Annotated in this window: 19 protein-coding genes; 9 read left to right on the top strand and 10 right to left on the bottom strand. The window is 67.9% G+C overall.

Going from position 1 to position 17,466, the window contains the following annotated elements:
* Positions 1-23: 23 nt before the first annotated feature.
* Positions 24-1,586 carry a serine hydrolase domain-containing protein gene (locus AC5Y5B_RS11750; protein WP_112634797.1) on the top strand — a complete coding sequence of 521 codons (1,563 nt, stop codon included), beginning with the start codon at positions 24-26 and terminating at the stop codon, positions 1,584-1,586.
* Between the two features lie 7 nt (positions 1,587-1,593).
* Here the strand turns inward: AC5Y5B_RS11750 and AC5Y5B_RS11745 are convergent, their stop codons facing one another.
* The 3 genes from AC5Y5B_RS11745 to AC5Y5B_RS11735 form a co-directional block, all read right to left on the bottom strand.
* The gene (locus tag AC5Y5B_RS11745; RefSeq protein WP_112634813.1) at positions 1,594-3,156 is read right to left on the bottom strand and encodes an LCP family protein; all 1,563 of its coding nucleotides are present in this window, start codon (positions 3,154-3,156) and stop codon (positions 1,594-1,596) included.
* A gap of 166 nt (positions 3,157-3,322) precedes the next feature.
* The gene (locus tag AC5Y5B_RS11740; RefSeq protein WP_112634798.1) at positions 3,323-4,186 is read right to left on the bottom strand and encodes a phytanoyl-CoA dioxygenase family protein; all 864 of its coding nucleotides are present in this window, start codon (positions 4,184-4,186) and stop codon (positions 3,323-3,325) included.
* A gap of 82 nt (positions 4,187-4,268) precedes the next feature.
* Complete coding sequence (locus tag AC5Y5B_RS11735) at positions 4,269-5,726, bottom strand: phospholipase D-like domain-containing protein (RefSeq protein ID WP_112634799.1); 1,458 nt, start codon at positions 5,724-5,726, stop codon at positions 4,269-4,271.
* A gap of 183 nt (positions 5,727-5,909) precedes the next feature.
* Here AC5Y5B_RS11735 and AC5Y5B_RS11730 point away from each other — a divergent pair, with 183 nt between their 5' ends.
* A complete protein-coding gene (locus AC5Y5B_RS11730; RefSeq protein ID WP_165821875.1) occupies positions 5,910-6,299 on the top strand; it encodes a DUF732 domain-containing protein in 390 nt (129 codons plus the stop codon).
* A 54-nt stretch (positions 6,300-6,353) separates the two neighbouring features.
* On the opposite strand, the gene AC5Y5B_RS11725 is transcribed toward AC5Y5B_RS11730, so the two are convergent.
* From AC5Y5B_RS11725 to AC5Y5B_RS11715, 3 genes are read right to left on the bottom strand one after another with little or no spacing between them, the layout of a single operon-like run.
* Positions 6,354-6,950 (bottom strand): methylated-DNA--[protein]-cysteine S-methyltransferase, encoded by a 597-nt coding sequence (locus AC5Y5B_RS11725; RefSeq protein WP_430919986.1) that lies wholly within the window; start codon positions 6,948-6,950, stop codon positions 6,354-6,356.
* Between the two features lie 14 nt (positions 6,951-6,964).
* The gene (locus tag AC5Y5B_RS11720; RefSeq protein ID WP_240631849.1) at positions 6,965-7,468 is read right to left on the bottom strand and encodes an RNA polymerase sigma factor; all 504 of its coding nucleotides are present in this window, start codon (positions 7,466-7,468) and stop codon (positions 6,965-6,967) included.
* A 50-nt stretch (positions 7,469-7,518) separates the two neighbouring features.
* The gene (locus AC5Y5B_RS11715; protein ID WP_112634802.1) at positions 7,519-8,523 is read right to left on the bottom strand and encodes an oxygenase MpaB family protein; all 1,005 of its coding nucleotides are present in this window, start codon (positions 8,521-8,523) and stop codon (positions 7,519-7,521) included.
* Between the two features lie 96 nt (positions 8,524-8,619).
* Between AC5Y5B_RS11715 and AC5Y5B_RS11710 the strand changes: the two genes are divergently transcribed.
* The 4 genes from AC5Y5B_RS11710 (at position 8,620) to AC5Y5B_RS11695 (ending at position 10,869) form a co-directional block, all read left to right on the top strand.
* Entirely contained in the window at positions 8,620-9,216 is a 597-nt protein-coding gene (locus AC5Y5B_RS11710) for a TetR/AcrR family transcriptional regulator (protein WP_112634803.1), read from the top strand.
* 14 nt (positions 9,217-9,230) lie between these two features.
* Positions 9,231-9,503, top strand: coding sequence for a hypothetical protein (locus AC5Y5B_RS11705; protein ID WP_112634804.1), 273 nt, complete (start codon positions 9,231-9,233; stop codon positions 9,501-9,503).
* A gap of 58 nt (positions 9,504-9,561) precedes the next feature.
* Positions 9,562-9,972 (top strand): DUF4267 domain-containing protein, encoded by a 411-nt coding sequence (locus AC5Y5B_RS11700; RefSeq protein ID WP_112634805.1) that lies wholly within the window; start codon positions 9,562-9,564, stop codon positions 9,970-9,972.
* 69 nt (positions 9,973-10,041) lie between these two features.
* Complete coding sequence (locus AC5Y5B_RS11695) at positions 10,042-10,869, top strand: LLM class F420-dependent oxidoreductase (protein ID WP_112634806.1); 828 nt, start codon at positions 10,042-10,044, stop codon at positions 10,867-10,869.
* Between the two features lie 2 nt (positions 10,870-10,871).
* On the opposite strand, the gene AC5Y5B_RS11690 is transcribed toward AC5Y5B_RS11695, so the two are convergent.
* From AC5Y5B_RS11690 to AC5Y5B_RS11680, 3 genes are all read right to left on the bottom strand, one after another.
* Complete coding sequence (locus tag AC5Y5B_RS11690; protein WP_112634807.1) at positions 10,872-12,347, bottom strand: protein adenylyltransferase SelO; 1,476 nt, start codon at positions 12,345-12,347, stop codon at positions 10,872-10,874.
* 29 nt (positions 12,348-12,376) lie between these two features.
* Positions 12,377-12,943: a hemerythrin domain-containing protein gene (locus tag AC5Y5B_RS11685; RefSeq protein WP_112634808.1), complete on the bottom strand. Its 567-nt coding sequence runs from the start codon at positions 12,941-12,943 to the stop codon at positions 12,377-12,379.
* A gap of 238 nt (positions 12,944-13,181) precedes the next feature.
* Positions 13,182-13,460 carry a WGxxGxxG family protein gene (locus tag AC5Y5B_RS11680; protein ID WP_112634809.1) on the bottom strand — a complete coding sequence of 93 codons (279 nt, stop codon included), beginning with the start codon at positions 13,458-13,460 and terminating at the stop codon, positions 13,182-13,184.
* A 339-nt stretch (positions 13,461-13,799) separates the two neighbouring features.
* Here AC5Y5B_RS11680 and AC5Y5B_RS11675 point away from each other — a divergent pair, with 339 nt between their 5' ends.
* Complete coding sequence (locus AC5Y5B_RS11675; protein ID WP_500005378.1) at positions 13,800-14,762, top strand: ferritin-like domain-containing protein; 963 nt, start codon at positions 13,800-13,802, stop codon at positions 14,760-14,762.
* Between the two features lie 92 nt (positions 14,763-14,854).
* The gene (locus AC5Y5B_RS11670) at positions 14,855-15,778 is read left to right on the top strand and encodes an HpcH/HpaI aldolase/citrate lyase family protein (protein ID WP_500005377.1); all 924 of its coding nucleotides are present in this window, start codon (positions 14,855-14,857) and stop codon (positions 15,776-15,778) included.
* A 3-nt stretch (positions 15,779-15,781) separates the two neighbouring features.
* Here the strand turns inward: AC5Y5B_RS11670 and AC5Y5B_RS11665 are convergent, their stop codons facing one another.
* The gene (locus AC5Y5B_RS11665; protein ID WP_500005376.1) at positions 15,782-17,056 is read right to left on the bottom strand and encodes an HNH endonuclease; all 1,275 of its coding nucleotides are present in this window, start codon (positions 17,054-17,056) and stop codon (positions 15,782-15,784) included.
* Positions 17,057-17,107: 51 nt separating this feature from the next.
* On the opposite strand from AC5Y5B_RS11665, the gene AC5Y5B_RS11660 reads away from it, so the two are divergent.
* The gene (locus AC5Y5B_RS11660) at positions 17,108-17,464 is read left to right on the top strand and encodes a DUF488 domain-containing protein (protein WP_112633978.1); all 357 of its coding nucleotides are present in this window, start codon (positions 17,108-17,110) and stop codon (positions 17,462-17,464) included.
* The last annotated feature ends 2 nt before the right edge of the window (positions 17,465-17,466 follow it).

The raw sequence follows: 17,466 nt of genomic DNA, 5'->3' as shown, positions 1-17,466 counted from the left end.
GGCCGTCGACTTACCCTTGCGATATGCCGACAGTCAGTGGCAGGTGGAAGCCCTGGCCGCCCTCGCTGCGCAAGACGGCAGCGGTCGCGATTGCGTTGCTCGCGCTCATCGCGGCTTCGCCGTGGGCGTTCACGGCACACACACCGGTCACCGAACGCCCACCGACAGCGCCGTCGCCGCCGCCGGCGGCGCAGACCTCAGCTGCGGCCCCCGCGCCCGAGTTCGCCGCCGTGTCCAAGCTGATGAACGATGCGATCGCCGCGGACGGGCTGCCCGGCGGCGTGGTGATGGTCGGGCATGGCGGCAGGGTCGTCTTCCATCAGGCCTACGGATCGCGCAAGCTCGCGGGCGAGCCGGGGCTGGATGGTTCCCCCGCACCCGCCGAGCCGATGACCGAGGACACCATCTTCGACATGGCGTCGCTGACCAAGTGCCTCGCCACGGCGGTCGCCATCATGCAGCTCTACGAACAGGGCAAGATCGCGTTCGACGATCCGGTGCAGAAGTATCTGCCCGACTTCAACGCGACGGACGACCCACAGCGGGCCAAGGTCACGGTTCGGATGCTGCTGACCAACACCTCCGGCGAAGGGATCGACGTCAACCTCGCAGACCCGTGGGGACTGGGCGGACCCGACAAAGCGGAAGGCATTCATCGCGCCCTCACCACGCCGCTGCAGTCGGGCCCGGGGGAGCTCTTCCGCTACTCCGACATCAACTACATCCTGCTGGGCGCGCTCTTGGAAAAGACCACCGGCGAGGCCGAGGACACCTACGTCGAGCGCAATGTCTTTGCGCCGCTTGGCCTGCAAGACACCCGGTATCTGCCCGCGGCCAAGGCGTGCGGACCGCATGTGGTGCGCGGGGCGGCGGTCGCCTGGGCCCCCGCGACAGACGGGCCGGCGCCGCCGGCATGCCCCGAGGGGGCGTGGAACACGAACCTCCTGCCGCGCATCGCGCCGACAGCGCGCGACGAGGAGAGCAGAGACGACCCGGGCAAGAATCCGGATTTCTTTGCCCTGCTTCGGGGTACGGTGCACGATCCGACGGCGCGCCGCATGGGGGGAGTGGCCGGCAATGCCGGCCTGTTCTCGACGGCGCACGATGTCAGCGTCTTTGCGCAGGCGTTGCTCGACCGGTTGGCGGACCGCCCGAGTGAATTCCCTTTGCGGCCAGAGACTCTCGAGTTGATGACGACGCCGCAGCAGCCCGGCCATACCGCAGAACAAGTCGAAGCGGCCAACCGCGCCGCCCAGCAAGCTCATACTCCGAAGTATCCGGCGATCGATGGGCAGAGCCTGTTCGGCTTCGGATGGGACATCGACACGGCCTACTCCAGGCCGCGCGGCAAGATCTTTCCCGTCGGCAGCTTCGGCAACACCGGGTTCACCGGCACCACGGTGTGGATGGACCAGGGCTCGGATACCTACGTGATTCTGCTCTCGAACTCGATCCACCTACGGGGCAGCCCGCCGATTTCGAATCTGCGGGGCGCGGTGGCTACCGCGGCCGCACAGGCCCTGCACCTCTACGGCGCCGCGCCAACGGCCACGACTTCGGCACCCGCCCAGCGGAAAACCCGTTAACCCCTGGTCATTTCACGCAGGGAATGCCATCGGTTGTCATGCGTGAGAGGTCGGTGACCGCGGGTCCCTGCGTGGCGGAGCCGGTAGCCGGCACCGTGGTGACGGGCGCCGTGGCCGTCGCGCTCGGTGATTCCGACGAGTAAGTGCGGTGGCGGTCGAACCTGCGGAAATCGGTTCCGACGGTCAGTTGCACGGTGTTGCGCGCGATGCTGTCGGATGCGATGGCGGTGATGTCGTACTGGTCGGCGAGTTCGGTGCCCGCCACCTTGGCTCCAGGCCCGTACATGATGCTGCTGGTTTCGGAGACGGCGTCGGCGGTGCTGACCTTCCCCTCACTGAAGATCCCGGTGGATAACGACTTTTCGAGATTCGCGGCCTCGCCCTGCTGGCCCGAGGCGTTGACGACGTCGAGTGCGACGCTGCCCCCGGTGCTCTGCGCGTCGCTGTCCGGTTGCGCTGCTGTGGTGGCGCTGCCGGTCGGCGGTGTTGCCGACGAATCGGTGCCGATCAGGTTGTGCACGATCGAGCGGATGGTGGGTACGTCGATGAAGTTCACATAGGCGCCATTGGAGATTTCGCCGAAGCCGGTGACGGGCAACGTGTACAGCGCCACCGGCCTGTTGGGAAATGTCAACGCATTTCGCACGAAATCGTCGAAGTCGAAATCGGCGTCCACGGCGACGTTCCGCTTGGCGACGTCCAACAGGGCGCGCAGGCGTGTCGGGTCCGACAACGCTCCACCACGGCGCAGGGCACTGACCACCGAAACGATGAAGGCCTGCTGGCGCCGGCTGCGATCGAGGTCGGTGAACGCCGCGTCGTTGGGGTCGCGGCGTTGCCGAACGAAGGCCATCGCCTGGCCCGCGCCGATCTGCTGCATGCCCTTGTGAAAGTCCGCGCCGGAGTAGTAGCGGTCCGAAGTATCCTCGTTGAGGCACACCGTGATCGGTTCCACCACCCGGGCGATTTCGAAGAACCCGGCCAAGGTGACTTCCACGAAGTGGTCGATCGGGATCTGCAGAAGGCTCTTGACCGTGCTGATCTCGGCCTTGCGGCCCGCCTCCCGCGCGGCCTGCTCCCTCGCCGCGGCGTCCTGGCCTTGCAGCGGGGTCGTACTGGGTTGCGAGCCGGCGGAGGTGTGGCCCGCCATCACCCGTTGGTAGGCGTAGCTGTAGGCCTCCTTGATCTTGCCGCGGCAATCCGAGGTCGGGCATCCGGCCAAGTCGACATAGTCGTCGCGGGGGATCGAGATCGCCGTGGCCGCCGCGTCGCCGGCCGGCAGGTGCACGACGATGAGCGCGTCGGAATCCCCGTCGGCGGAATCCTCGTTGCCCGCGTGCAGCGCGTCGTAGACGTCGGGCGGCAGCGGCCTGCCGTGCTGGTCGCGCCGGCTATCCAGACCCATGATCAGAATGTTCTGGTCACTTCCGGTCGATGCGGGTTCACCGGCCAGCGCCTCGGATTTGGTGATGCCCGCCGAGGCGCTGCGGTACGCGTGCCAAGCGATGCCGATGACGGCGACCACCACCAGTGATATGAGTGCGGCCAGCACCTTGGCACCGGCCACGATCCTGTGGTTGCGGTGCAAGCGATTCCGGGGCTCGGCCGTCGTTGAATCCGATTCTTGGTCGCCGGGCGGCCCCGCTCGACGCGTCATGACAGAACTGAGAATAGCCTGGTAACGGCGTTTCAAACCGGGGGACTGCCGAGCGCCTCGTCTCCCGACCGGAGGCTCGCTACTGCTGCGGCTCAATCTCCAAGAGCCGCAACGGATGCAGGCCGTCGACGTTGCCGACGAACGGCGGGTGGATGCTGTAGCCGAGCATTCGGCGGATGTCGTCGGAAACGGTTCGCGCGATTTCGCGCGACACCGACAAGGTGAAGGCTTCCATCGGGCGCAGCCACGGCTGGCAGTACTGCGCGGTGACGGCGAGCCGCTCACCGTCGGTGTCGTTCGCCCCGCCGCCGTGCCACAGCGTGCCCACGAACAAGACGCACGAGCCCGCGGGCATGACGACCGGCAGAGCCTCGTCGCCGGGGCCCGGCCGGCGCTTGCCCCAGCGATGACTGCCCGGGTAGAGGACCGTGGCTCCGTTGTCGGCGGTGAAGTCGTCGATCGCCCAGATCGTCGCGGCCGCCAACGGTGCGCGGGGGCGCGGAATCGGATAGAAGCCGTCGTCGTGGTGCGCCAGTTGCGCGGCCTCACCGGGCTGAATATTGATGGCTTGCAACGCCGACAGCAGGTAGTTGGGCATCAGCAACCGGTCGAGCGCCGCCAGCACCCGGGGGTGATCGACAAGGGGATCGCACACCCGGGTCCTGCTCAGCACGCTGTAGATGCGCTGGGTGCGCAGGCCCTCGAACGAGTTGCGCCCGGTGTGCCCGAGCCAGGGGCGCACCGCTTCCCGGATCTGCGAGCACTGCTCGGCGGTGATCAGGTTCTCCCAGACGACGTAACCGTCGCGGTCCAGCGCCGCCATGTCCGCCTCGGCGATCGCGCTGTCGACCGAACTTCCGCCGGTTGGCGTCCTCCTGTACCGCTGCGCCAGATCGCCGCGCAGATCCTCCAGCGTGGTGGCGGGTTCGTCGTCGATGCTCATCGGTGCTCGTCCTTAGTCCACTGGCACTTCTGCCCACACTAAGCCGATTTCGCGTCGACCCACACCCCGAATCGCCGACTCGTCAGCCCCGAAGGCCGGTGATGAACCGCTGCACGCTACGGGTCAGCGACCGTGGAACGTGGTCCGGATCCATCAGATCGTTCTCGGCCAGTGGACCTGCCTCATCGGCCACGGTGCGCTCGGTGAATGGCCGCAGCGTCTTGCCATCTCCCCGAAGCGCCTCGATCGCCTTGAAGGCCGAGCGCTGTTCTGCGATCGCCTCTTTCAACTCATCCACCGAAACGCCTAGGTGCTCGGCCACCAATTCGTCTCGGAACGAGGCGATTTCGCGGCGCAGGCCGTCGTGTTCCGGTTCGGCGGGCTGCGCCTCGACGGCCACGTCGCACTCGCTGTCGAAACCCATCGACCGGTTGTTGAAATTCGACGAGCCGATGCGCAGCAGCCGATCGTCGACCACCATGACCTTCGAGTGGACGTAGATCGGTGCACCGCCGTCGGTCACCGGCCAGTAAATGCCCAGCCGGCCGTGCTCGTCGGCCTCCCACAGCAGCTGGATGAGGCGGTGCCGGGCGCTGTCCATCGTTCCGCGCTCGAGCGGATTGTTGCCCCTGCGGGCCAGCACGATGACGATGTCGGGTCCGTCGTCCTCGCGCAGCCGTGCGGCCAGCGCCTCGACGATGGTCCGGGACGCCAGGTATTGGTTCTCCACATAGACGGTGCGTCGAGCCGCAGCGATCGCGGCCAGGTTGAGCGCCTCGACCTCCCGGACCTCCGCACGATCCAGGAGCTCCGGCACGGTGCGTGCGATCCCGACGTCCACGTGGTGCAGGGTCGGCCGCAGCTTGCTGGGCCAGGCGCTGTGCTTGGCCTCGACCTGGCTCAGCGACTGTTTGGTCGCCGTCTCCCACCGCGCCAGCGCTTGTTCGCCCAGCGCCCGCGCCGCCGCGCCGTCAACCGCCAGCCCGACGTCGTGTCGCGGCCCATAGCCGCGTCCCGCCGTGCGCCGCTGGCGATTGTCATGCTCATGGGCACGGGTGTCCCACCGTTCGAGGGTGAGATCGATACCGGCGCAGAAGGCCACGGCATCGTCGATGACCACGAGCTTCTGGTGGTGCACGGAGCCGATCGGGTGCGCGCCGTCGATGGCGAAGTGCAGCCGCCTGCTGCTGATCTGGTTGAGCAGCGACACCGGGGTGAGCGCAAACCACAGCCCATCGAAGGCCGGCAGCAACCGCAGATTGGACTTCAGCACGTAGATGTCCAGGCCGGGGCGTTTCCACACCATCCAATAAAGGAACGCGCCCAACTGATTTGGCCCGGGGAGGGTCTTCTCACCCCGCTCGAACGTCACCCGCGAGTCGAAATCCCAGCCGATCAGCACGATTCGATGACGGGCGCGCAGCATCGCCGCCTTGACGTGCTTGAAGTAGTCGGCCGCGTCGATGATGGGGGCGAACTGGTCGGCGCGCGCCAGGCGCCAGCAGGTCCGGCCGGGAGTCAGAAGTCGATCGTCGTGCACGCCGGGCTCTCAACGATGCTGAGGGGGCAGCGCGGACATAGCCACTGTGTACCACATTGAGGGCGGCCGCCAGGATTCCTGCGCGATCGCCACCCGACGGCTCGACTTGCACGTTTACCGCGGTTATGCGCGGGCGGAAGGGCTCGGCAGGACAATGCCGCCGATCTATATGAGGATGAAGCGATGCGAATGCTGGTAGTGCTTGCGGGCTCCGCCGCCCTCATCGGCGCGGCCGCGCCCGCCTACGCCGATCCGATCGGGACTTCGGGACCGGATGCGAGCTTCATCGCCGCGCTCAACCAGGCGGGCATCACCTATCAGGATCCCGCCGCCGCCGTCGGGGTGGGCAAAAGGGCCTGTGAGCTGATGGACGAGGGCAGTCCCCAGGTCGACGTCATCAAGAGCGTGTCGTCGAGCAATCCGGGGTTCACGGTGGACGGCGCCGCGCAGTTCACCATGATCGCGGCGAGCGCCTACTGCCCGCAGCACCTGGGACAACGTGTCAACCAGGCGCCGACGGCGCAGCCGTCGCCGGTCGTCGCCCTTCCGCCGCTCACCCCGGGCGCCGCTTAACCGTCGACGCGGCCGGTATGCGTTGCGCGGCAATGGGATTCGCCCGGATTCCGCTCAGGCCGCGGCCTCGAGGGTGAGCAGGATGCGTTTGGCTTCCACACCACCGAGATAGCCGCCCAGGGCGCCGTCGCTGCGCACCACGCGGTGGCAGGGAACCACGACCGGTAGCGGATTGGTGGCGCAGGCACTGCCGACGGCACGCACCGCGTTGGGGTTGCCCGCCAGCCGGGCCACCGCGGCATAGCTCGCGGTGTGGCCGTAGCCGATCTCGGGCAGACGACGGAGCACCGTGTTGCGGAATCCGGCCGAGAGCCGCCAGTCCAGCGGCACGCTGAAGTCGTGGCGCTTGGCGGCGAAGTACTCGTCGAGTTGCCGTGCCGCCGTGTCGAGCCGGGCCGGCGCGAGCAGAATGCGGGGGCTGATCCGGTCGGCGAGGCCCTGCAGCACGGCGTCGTGCCCCTCGCTGGCGTAGGCGACGCGCACGAGGCCGAGCTCGGTAGCCGCGATGAGCAGGGCGCCGACCGGGCTGTCGACGAGGCGGTAGGCGATGTCGAGGATGCCCTCGTGTTGGGCGGCCGTGGCAAGCCTGGCGTGCAGCGCGTCGAGGTCGGCGGCGGTGGCGTCGGTGCTCTGCGCCAGCTCGCGGGCCATGTCGTGATCGTTGGTCATCGGCGTTCTCCTGTCCCGGTGGTGCCGGCGGCGATGCCGGGGTACGTGCTTCTGAGGGTGGCGATGCCGTCGGCGGTGGCGCGTCGGGCGGCGTCCGCGCTCCCGCCGAGGATGGCGGCGATCTCGGCGTAGGGCAGGCCGGCCAGATAGTGGTAGGCCACGGCCTGTTTCTGCTTGGCCGGCAGCCTTGCCAGCGCGTCGACGAGGTCATCGTTATTGCCGGGGTCCGCCGGTCCGGCGGTCTCGGGCACCCGATCGGTCGGCACCGCGCGCCGCGCCCTGGCCCGGGTGACGTCGATGGCGTTGCGGTGCGCGATGGTGACCAGCCAGGCCTCGACGTTGGCGTCGGCGGGCAGGTCCGGGTAGCCGCGCAATGCGGACAAGAACGTCTCCGACCAGGCGTCGTCGGCGTCGACCGGCCCGACGATGGCGCGACACACCCGCAATACGGCGGGACCGTGGTCGACGACCACCGCCTCGAAGGGGCGTTTGGCTATCACGCTGAGTAGACGTTTGGGCCGGGGACTTTGTGAGATGTCCCCAGTGTGGGCTACACCGACTGGAAACTGCGCTCCACCTCGGAGCGGCTGCGAACCCGATCGCTGCCGAGCACGTAGGTCGGCAGGGTGTGCGGGACCGTGGTGCCGCCCTTGACCCTGGCCTGGGCCTGCTGAAACTCCGGGGCCGGACCGGACGCGGCGTTGATCCCGTTGATGATCGACCACACCGCGGTGCGACGGGCGGTGCGTTCGACGATGTTGCAGTCGCGGTGCTGCAGCATCTGCTTGGCCCATTTCGGCATGGTGTCGCGAATGGCCCAATCGACGGCCGCCTGCGGCATGGCGACGTTGGGGCCGGTTCCCATCGCTTTGCCATGTGTGACAGCTAGTTTCGGCAAGTACGATTCCAGGCACTCGAGCGTTTCGGCCTTGGTGGTCGGGAGATCGGTGCCGCCCAGGGCGTGCCCAACCCGGACGAACTCGCCGTAATAGCGGTCGAGTTTCTTGCCGCGCAAGGGCATTGGGTGATAGAGCTCGTGCGCGGTGGCCAGACCCCAGACCACCGTCGCATAGTTCCATCGCAGCCATTCGGGGTCGTCGGCGTCGTAGCGTGCGCCGTCGGGGCGGGTGCCCTTGATGGTGTGGTGCATCGCGCGCACCGATTTCGCCAGGCGCTCAGCGGTTTCCGTCGAGCCGTATGCCGTGCCGATGAAGAAGGCCACCGAGTGGCCGAGGCGTGTCGCGGCGCCCTCCGGATCGATGTGGGGCACGTGCGATATCGGGTTGCCGTTGCTGTCGCGCTTGATCAGGCGCGAGTGATGCATGCCCATCCAATAGATCGAGGGGTCCAGGGTCTCCATGAACGCGGCGCATTGCAGGCCGAAGATCAGCGCGGGCAGGTGCGAGTGCACCCGCCACACGGCGCTGTCGGGACCGAACCAACCCGGATCGCCCACGGGGGTGGCGAACTCCATGCCGCGGAAGAAATACCGCCGCATGTTGTCGTCCAATTTCTTGTTGATCAGCTGCCCGACGATCTGGTGTGGCAGAAACACGGCGCGCTCCTCGACATTCTGGTCACGACTGTAACCAGAATAAGTTTTGGCTACAGGTGTGACAAGACCCGGGCCCTCTCGACTTACGCTGTAGGGATGTCGAGTCCCACCCGGTGGGCCGGTATACCGCTCAAGGACCGCCGCGCCGAGCGTCGTGCGCTGCTGGTCGAGGCCGCCTATCGCCTGTTCGGCAGCGGGGGAGAGGCGGCCGTCTCGGTGCGCTCGGTGTGCCGGGAATGCGGGCTGAACACGCGGTACTTCTACGAAAGCTTCGGCGACACCGACGATCTGCTCGGCGCGGTCTACGACCGGGTGAGCGAGCAGCTCACCGAAGTGATCGAGGCCGCCATCGCGGAGGCGGGGGATTCGCTGGGGGCCCGGACCCGCGCCGGCATCGCCGCGGTGTTGGGCTTCTCGTCGGCCGATCCGCGCCGTGGCCGCGTGTTGTTCACCGATGCCCGCACGAATCCCGTGCTGGCCGCCCGCCGTCGCGCGACGCAGGACACGCTGCGCGAGGGCGTGTTGACCGAAGGGTGGCGCCTCAATCCGGATTCCGATCCGGTGGCCGCGGAGGTCGCCGCCGCGCTGTACACGGGTGCCATGGCCGAGCTTGCTCAGCAGTGGCTCGCCGGGCATTTGGGCAGTGATCTCGACGCCGTCGTCGACTACGCTCTCAAACTGGTGCTGCGGTAGCTGGGAGTGCGGTCATGGGTGGAATCGAACATGCGATGGCCCCGGTCCGGCGCATCCTCGGACACAAGGTCAGCGTCGGCGCGCTGATCGAGCTGGTCGTATGGCTGACCATCCCATATCTGTGTATTGGGTTCGCGTGGACCATGTTTCACCCCGAACAGACCCAGCGAATCCAGGCGCGGATAGAAGCCGTGTCGCCCACCGGCGCGGACGCCGTGGCCTTCGGGGCGGCCACAGTGCTGTGGCCGGCGTCGTTGCAGATCGCCGATTCCTGCCCCGCGTCGTGAGCGACTTGCGGACGGAATGCGTGCACGACGGGACGGTTTGCTCCTAGGCTCAACAACCATGTCAATCGACCGGTTCGGCCTCCTTGCGGGCACCATCCGTCTCGCCTCTGGCGTCTCCTTCCTCGTCGATCCCCTCCGGGCGAACAAGCTGTGGGGCGACCCGGAAGAGCCAACGCCCACAGCGCAGCTGTTGTTGCGCTCGATGGGCTATCGCGACGCGCTGATCGGTGTCCTGCTCGCCGGGGCCGCGCTGCGCGGTAAGAACACGCGCGGCTGGTTTCTGGCCTCCGCCGGTGCCGACGTGGCCGACCTGGTCGGCGGGCTGAGCGTGCACGGCGAGCTGAAGCCCTCGCAGCAGATCATCGGCCTCGGCGGCGCCGCGGTCGGCGTGGCCGCCGGCATCTGGGGCGCGGTGCGCCCGAGGACCCGTGCGGCCACACGCGCGGAGATCGAACCACCAGCGCCGTGAGCTGACATACCCGATCGCCGGAACGACGTAGCGCTGACAACCGTGCGCTGATGCGGTTCACTATGCGTCATGGGTTTCGGTGTGCTGACTTTCGTTACGGACGACGGCGTTGGTCCCGTGGATCTGGGCAAGGCGCTCGAGGAGCGTGGATTTGAATCATTCTTCCTCGCCGAGCACTCGCACATCCCGGTCGACGCGAAGACCCCGTACCCCGGCGGTGGGCCGATTCCGCCGAAGTACTACCGCACGCTCGATCCGTTCGTGGCGCTGACTGCCGCGGCGGCCGCCACCGAGCGACTTGTCCTGGGCACAGGCATCGCCCTGGTACCCCAGCGCGATCCGATCCACGCGGCCAAGGAGGTGGCGTCGCTGGATCTGGTGTCGCACGGACGTTTTCGTTTCGGTGTGGGCGTCGGCTGGTTGCGCGAGGAAATCGCCAATCACGGGGTGGATCCCTCGGTGCGCGGACGGGTCGTTGACGAGCGGCTCGAAGCGATGATCGAAATCTGGACACATGAAAAAGCGGAGTTCCATGGCGAATTCGTGAACTTCGACCCGATCTACAGCTGGCCCAAGCCGGTGCAGAAGCCCTATCCGCCGCTCTATCTGGGCGGAGGGCCCGCGGCGTTCAAGCGCATCGCCCGGCTGAAGGCGGGGTGGCTGTCGATGACGCCTTCGGCAAAGGAATTGGCGGCTCCGCTCGAGCAGCTGCGCGAGGTGGCCGGCCAGGACGTGCCGGTGATCCACTTCCACGGTGGCGAACCGACGGCGAAAAACCTCGAGGCTTATGGCGACCTGGGATTGGAGCATCTCTTGGTGGATTTGCCGACGGAGCCTCGCGATCAGACGCTACAACGCCTGGACGGGCTGCGAACCGAGCTCGCCAAGCTCTCGTAAAGTCAAGTCCCGCAGAAGGTTTGGTATTTACCGAAGTCCTCGGGAGCCGGAGTGGCGTAGCGTTCGAGGCCCGGCCGTTCGGCATAGGGCTGGCTGACGGCGGCGAGCAGTTGTTCCAGCGGGCCGAGCTCGCCGGCCGTCGCGGCGGCCAGCGCCTCCTCGACCAGGTGGTTGCGCGGAATGTAGATCGGATTGACGCGATCCATCGCGTCGCCGTCGGGACCTAGCGCGCGCCACCGCGTCAACCAGGCGTCGAAACCGGCGAGATCGGCGAACAACCCGCGGACGGGTTCGGCGTCGGACTTGGCATCTCCTCGCGCGGCGTGGCTGAGCCGGCGGAAGAACGAGGTGTAGTCGACGTGATTTTGCTTGAGCAGAAGCAGCAATTCCTCGACCAACACCGTGGCGAAGTCGGCGTCGATCTCGGCGGGCAGGCCGAGCTTGGCGCGCATGCCGTCGGACCACACCGCGTCGTAGCGGGTGTTGAATATCCCGAACGATGCCTCCGCGAGCGCGATCGCCTCCTCGGTGTTGTCCGAGAACAGCGGCAGCAGCGTCTCGGCGAACCGGGCGAGGTTCCATCCGGCAATCACCGGTTGATTGCCGTAGGCATAGCGTCCCCAGAAGTCGATCGAACTGAAGACGGTGTCGGGGTCGTAGGCCTCCATGAAGGCGCACGGCCCGTAGTCGATCGTTTCGCCCGAGATGGTGGTGTTGTCGGTGTTCATCACCCCGTGGACGAACCCGATCAGCATCCATTGCGCAATCAGCGATGCCTGCACGGCGACCACGGCTTCGAACAGGGCGAGGTAGGGATTGTCCGCCTCGGCGGCAGCCGGATGGTGGCGGGCGATCGCGTGGTCGGCGAGGCGGCGCAGCAGGTCCTCGTTGCCGGTGGATGCGGCGAATTGGAAGCTGCCCACCCGCAGATGGCTGCTGGCCACCCGGGTGAGCACCGCCCCCGGCAGCGTTTCTTCGCGATGGACCGGACGCCCGGTAGCCACCACCGCCAGCGACCGCGTCGTCGGCACGCCCAGGGCATGCATCGCCTCGCTGACGATGTATTCGCGCAGCATCGGCCCCACCGCGGCCAGGCCGTCACCGCCGCGGGCGAACGGGGTGGCGCCGGAGCCTTTCAGGTGGACATCGCGCAGCCGTCCGTCGCCGTCGACCAATTCGCCGAGCAACAGCGCGCGCCCATCGCCCAGCCGCGGAACAAAGCCGCCGAACTGGTGTCCGGCGTAGGCCTGCGCCACCGGAGCGGCGCCGTCGGGCAGCGCATTGCCCACCAGAAAGCGCAACCCTTCGGGGCCGCGCAGCCAGCCGGCGTCGAGACCCAGCGTGGCGGCGAGCGGCTCATTGAGCGCCAGCAGCCGCAGCTCGGGAAACGCCTCCGCCTGCCAGCGAACCGCCATCTCCGGCAACTCGCGGAAGAATCGATCCTGAAGGGCGACGGTGGTATCCGGGGCAACGCTCATCTCATCGAGCCTACGGAAACCCCGGAGCGCTATCCGAGCGCTTTCCCGATGAGGTCACGGGCGCGGTCGAGCATGGACGCGAACGGCCCGAGCGCGAAGTTCAGCTTCGCCGATTCCACGCCGGGGTGCGGACGCGTAGGAGCGATGGCTTCGGCCGCGCGCACCGCCGCGCCCATCCGCTTGAGATCGTCGGCGTCGACTTCGCGCTCCAGCACGGGGAATTCGTCGCTCTCCTCTTGGCGGGCATGCTCGAGTACGGCTTCGCGCAGCTTGCGGAGTTCGTCGATGAATTCCTGGGAGGTGATATCGAGCTTCTCCACCCGGGAGAGCAGCTCCTTGGCTTCGTGCTCTTCCTGCAGACGGGCGTCGACGATCGCGTCGCCGGCGTCGTCCTCCCGCCGCACACGCGGATGCACCACCATCTCCTCGGCGGTTTCATGGACCGCCAGCAACTGGCGCAAGGTGGCAAACGGCTCTTCACGCGCTTTCGGATCCGTAGCGTGCAGCACCTGGTCGAACATGTCCTCGATGAGGTTGTGCTGGGCTTTCAGGAACGCGACGACTTCGTCGGGCGACTGAATGATCATCTCGGCCATCGCCGATACCTCCTGTGATGGGAGTGTGGGAAACGCACGTTGGGCTGTGTGCGGCTTGATCGAGGGCATACCCGCTGCACAAACCGCCAAACGACGCGTCGGCGTGGACGACGAGCTGCGTCGCCCGGCCGGCAAGCGAGATGCCTTGCGGTACAGGATGTTTGGGCGCCAGTGTGCGGGTGCCCAGATCCCCGTCGGCCGGGCTGCGCCCGACGGGGATCTGGGGGAGCGCGGTGGGTCAGACGCCGCGGTCGCGGGTGGTCGTAGCCGGCCCGACGCCGGGGCGGGCCGCAGTGTCCTTGCGACGCATCAGTCCGGCGAGTCCGCCCAGGCCCAGGAGGCCAACCAGGCCCCACAGCCCGGTGTGGTCGCTGTGCTGCTGGTCATTGTTGTTGTCCGCCAACGTCGTTGTGGTGGACGACGGCGCAGGAGCGCCGGGTGCGGCGGCATTGGCGACGCCTGCTCCACCGAACAACAGCGCCCCGGTGGCTGAAACGACTGCAATGGTCTTACGCATATTGACTCCTAGTGAGTTTGCTGGTCGAGCAGAAAGAGCTGATCGACACGCATTTTGGGACCAGGGTGCTCTAGTCTCCGCGAGAAGCGACGCATGGCCGATGGCCGCAACGTGGCAAGAGCGGGTCTACCCCGGCCCACCGTTCCCAAACTCGGCGAAGAGCCTCTTTCGTTTGCTGGCCACCGCCTCGGCGAGCCGCGGCCCGCCTGGCATCCTGCGAAAAAAGCGAGATGTGTCACACGTCCGCCGCCGATGTTGAGCGCCCCCGGCGAGTGGGTAGCCGCAGAAACAAGGCGCTCCCGTGCCGACCCAGCAATCAACGCAGGAGGCAAAATCTTCATGACTTCATCGGACAAGACCACGGTACTGGCCCAGCTGCGCGCGCTGCACCAGCTGACGAACACCGAGATCCAGGTCGCCGAAACCCGCATTGCGCAGGCGCGCACCGAAGCGGTGCAGCGCGAGCTGACGCAGAACGCCTCGAACGGGCGCGAGCGGTCCGAGGCCATTGAAAAGGCGATCCGGGAACTCGGCGGCTTCCCCGATCTGGTGGGCCCGTTCCTGGGCCGCGCCGCCGCGGCGGTGAAGGCCTTGACCGAGCAGGCTCAGCCGTTCGACGAGGCGCTGTTGGGCGATCTGGCGCTGGAAAACCAGCTGCTGGACCGCTCCCGCTACCTCAAGGCGCTGGCCGTCGCCGCCGAACTCCCCGACATTGAAAGCTTGGCGACGCGGCTGATCACCGCCCACTCGGCGACCGTCGCCTGGCTGACGACGGTGCTTGCCGAGGACGCCCTCGGCGGGCCGGCCGCGCTGCGACGCACACCCTTGCAGGCCGCGACCGGCACCGCGGTGAAACTGTTCAACCTGCCTGTCGAGTGGTCGACCCGCGGGCTCGACCGCGCCGCGGACGCGCTGCGTTCCGCGCGGCCGGCGTTCAATGACCTGGTGGGCCGGGGCGCGCACGCCGGTGACGTGGCGACGAAAGCCCTCGCCGCATCCCGCAACGCCGCGCTCGAGGCGGCCGAAAGGGTCACCCGGAACGAGGGGGCCCGGCAGACCGCCGATGCGCTGCATTCGGCACGCGCGGCCGTGGGCGTCCTCGACGCCGACGAGCTGCCCATCGCCGACTACGACGAGCTCAACGTCAACGAGGCCGCGGCCGCGGTCAAGGAGCTCACCAGCGCGAGCGACGTCCGGGCGATCATCGCCTACGAGGAGGCGAACAAGAATCGCCAGCGGGTCGTCTCAGCTGCCCAAACGCGAGTCGCCGCGATCGCGCAAGAGGTCGTCGGCATCAACTAGTTCGCACATCCGATCAGACGGCGCGGCCGTCCGGCCCGAGTTCTCACTCGGTCGGGCGGCCGAGCCGTCGGCGATATCGCTACGGTTGGGGAATGTACGAGCAGGTCAACAGCAGCGCGCCGGAGTCCGACGACGGCATCGGCTTCCGCATCGACCCCGTTCTGGCCCGAAGTTGGCTGCTGGTCAACGGCGCGCACGACGACCGGTTCCAGTCCGCGGCGCACTCGCGCGCCGACATCGTCGTGCTCGACATCGAGGACGCCGTCGCGCCCAAGGACAAGCACGGCGCCCGGGAAAACGTGGTGCGGTGGCTGAACGCCGGAAACACCGACTGGGTCCGCATCAACGGCTTCGGCACCCCGTGGTGGGCGGACGACCTCGCCGCCCTGGCCGGTACACCGGTCGGCGGGGTGATGCTGGCGATGGTCGAATCGGTGGACCACGTCACTGAGACCGCGCAACGGCTGCCCAACGTGCCGATCGTCGCCCTGGTGGAAACGGCCCGCGGCCTGGAGCGCATCACCGAGATCGCCGCGGCCAAGGGCACTTTCCGGCTCGCCTTCGGCATCGGCGATTTCCGCCGCGACACCGGCTTCGGGGAGGACCCGGGCACGTTGGCGTATGCCCGGTCGCGATTCACGATCGCGGCCAAGGCGGCCAGCCTGCCCAGCGCCATCGACGGACCCACGATCGGCTCCAACGCGTTGAAGCTGATCGAGGCCACGGCCGTCTCCGTGGAATTCGGGATGACCGGCAAGATCTGCCTGACCCCGGACCAGTGCGCCGTGGTGAACGAGGGCCTGTCACCCTCGCACGACGAAATATCCTGGGCCAAAGAGTTTTTCGCGGAGTTCGAACGCGACGGGGGAGAGATCCGCAACGGCTCGGACCTGCCGCGCATCGCGCGCGCCACCAAAATTCTCGAGCTTGCCCGGGCGTACGGCATCGAACCGTCGGAGTTCGACGACGAAGAACGGGATCATTCGCCGGCGCCGTCGGACACCTACCACTATTGAGCGTCAGGCGGCATGTCGCGCGAGCGCGACGCCCACGCGGATTTCCAGCTTGCTCACGGTGATCGTGGGGCCGCGCGGCGGGGCCGCGGACCGGTAGGTTTTTCCGGTTGGCGTTGTGAAAAGCGCTATGTGCGTGTGGTTTTCGTCGACGCCGGTGCTTACCGCCCACCCCGCGTTCTCCTTGACGTAGTTGCAGCGCTCGCACAGGCCCAGGCCGTTGTCCGCGGTGGTCGCGCCTCCGTCTGCCCACGGTCGCGCGTGGTCGCGGTGCCGGATCGGCGCGTCGCAGTAGGGAGTGCGGCAGCGTTGATCGCGCAGCCCGATGAACGCGGCCAGGCCGCGCGGAAACAGTCGTGCCCGCGACTCCATGGTCACCAGCGCCCCGGCTGGAGGATGCGTGTAGAGCCTGCGCAGGGTCGCTCGCGAACGGTCGTCGGTGGCGGCCCGCGCGACCATGCTGCGCGCAACCGCGGCGGGGATGGGACCGTAGCCGCACACGTCGGCCGGCGCACCGTCGCCGCCGAGCAGCGTTTCGTCGGACAGCACCAGGTTGACCGCGACCGGCGTGGGGACCGTCGCGCAGCGCCCGGTGACCCTTTCCACCAGCGTGTCCGCCATTACTTGCCCGCGCGGCCGCCCGTCGCCGCAGGTGTCTGCTTCGCGGCGCAGCGCGGCATACACCGAAACCCCCTGAGCCACGGGCAATAACGCGGTGAGATAGGTCATCGTGTCCGGCGCTGGCCGGATGGTGACCGTCCGGTCGTCCTCGGCCTTGGCCGCCCGTTCGACGACGGCATGCGGATCGAGCCGGTAGGCGATCGCCTTGGCGGTCGCGGCGACGCGCGCATCGCCCATGCCGGTCAGGGCGGTCGTGTCGGCGCACATCTCCGAGTCCAGGGCGCGGCGGTCTTCGACGTCCAGGCATGCGCTTTCGCGCACGATCAGCGTGGCCCGCCACTCCGACAGGACGCCGCACTCCAGCGCCGCCAGCGTGTGCGGCATCTCGTGGACCAGGGCCTTGGCGAAGCCCAGATGCCTGCCGCCCCGAGCCGGCGCATCCCGGCGCGCCAGAGCGACCTCGCTCGCGACGCCGCGTCCGCGCCGACCCGCGGGCACCCCGGCGGCCGCTTCGGCGGCCCGACGCGTCACATCCAGGGCCGCCGCAGCGCGGGCCTGGCCCGCGGCGGCCGCGGACTTGATCGACTCCAACTCGGCGATGCGCTCGATCAGCGTCGACTCGTCGGCCGCCGGGTCGACATGGGCCAGTGATTCGAACATACATTCGACTATAAGCGGTACCTCCGACACGCGCTCGCTACGCTGGACGGGGTGAGCGCGAAAGGCCGGATCCAGGTGGCGCGGGTGTACGACGAGGTGGGCCCCGACGAGGGGCAGCGCGTGCTGGTCGATCGGGTCTGGCCGCGAGGAGTGCGCAAAGACGATCCGCGAGTGGGCATTTGGTGCAAGGACGTGGCGCCGTCGAAGGACCTCCGCGAGTGGTATCAGCACGACGCGGACCGGTTCGACGAATTCGCGACACGCTACACCAGCGAGCTGCGCGACAGCGGCGCCCTGGAGGAGCTGCGCAAGCTCGCCAGGCGCGGGTCGGTCACGCTGGTCACCGCGACTCGCGACGTCGACATCAGCCAGGCGGCCGTCCTGGCGAAGCTCCTCAAAGCCCGCTGAAC

It is taken from the genome of Mycobacterium sp. NGS33, from assembly GCF_059812885.1.
This window is presented reverse-complemented; position numbering and strand designations above follow the sequence as displayed.

Bases quoted from the DNA above. Each gene is read 5' to 3' on its own strand.
- AC5Y5B_RS11750 (WP_112634797.1), top strand. From the start codon at position 24: ATGCCGACAGTCAGTGGCAGGTGGAAGCCCTGGCCGCCCTCGCTGCGC.
- AC5Y5B_RS11740 (WP_112634798.1), bottom strand. From the start codon at position 4,186: ATGAGCATCGACGACGAACCCGCCACCACGCTGGAGGATCTGCGCGGC.
- AC5Y5B_RS11730 (WP_165821875.1), top strand. From the start codon at position 5,910: ATGCGAATGCTGGTAGTGCTTGCGGGCTCCGCCGCCCTCATCGGCGCG.
- AC5Y5B_RS11725 (WP_430919986.1), bottom strand. From the start codon at position 6,950: ATGGCCCGCGAGCTGGCGCAGAGCACCGACGCCACCGCCGCCGACCTC.
- AC5Y5B_RS11710 (WP_112634803.1), top strand. From the start codon at position 8,620: ATGTCGAGTCCCACCCGGTGGGCCGGTATACCGCTCAAGGACCGCCGC.
- AC5Y5B_RS11705 (WP_112634804.1), top strand. From the start codon at position 9,231: ATGGGTGGAATCGAACATGCGATGGCCCCGGTCCGGCGCATCCTCGGA.
- AC5Y5B_RS11700 (WP_112634805.1), top strand. From the start codon at position 9,562: ATGTCAATCGACCGGTTCGGCCTCCTTGCGGGCACCATCCGTCTCGCC.
- AC5Y5B_RS11695 (WP_112634806.1), top strand. From the start codon at position 10,042: ATGGGTTTCGGTGTGCTGACTTTCGTTACGGACGACGGCGTTGGTCCC.
- AC5Y5B_RS11690 (WP_112634807.1), bottom strand. From the start codon at position 12,347: ATGAGCGTTGCCCCGGATACCACCGTCGCCCTTCAGGATCGATTCTTC.
- AC5Y5B_RS11685 (WP_112634808.1), bottom strand. From the start codon at position 12,943: ATGGCCGAGATGATCATTCAGTCGCCCGACGAAGTCGTCGCGTTCCTG.
- AC5Y5B_RS11680 (WP_112634809.1), bottom strand. From the start codon at position 13,460: ATGCGTAAGACCATTGCAGTCGTTTCAGCCACCGGGGCGCTGTTGTTC.
- AC5Y5B_RS11675 (WP_500005378.1), top strand. From the start codon at position 13,800: ATGACTTCATCGGACAAGACCACGGTACTGGCCCAGCTGCGCGCGCTG.
- AC5Y5B_RS11670 (WP_500005377.1), top strand. From the start codon at position 14,855: ATGTACGAGCAGGTCAACAGCAGCGCGCCGGAGTCCGACGACGGCATC.
- AC5Y5B_RS11665 (WP_500005376.1), bottom strand. From the start codon at position 17,056: ATGTTCGAATCACTGGCCCATGTCGACCCGGCGGCCGACGAGTCGACG.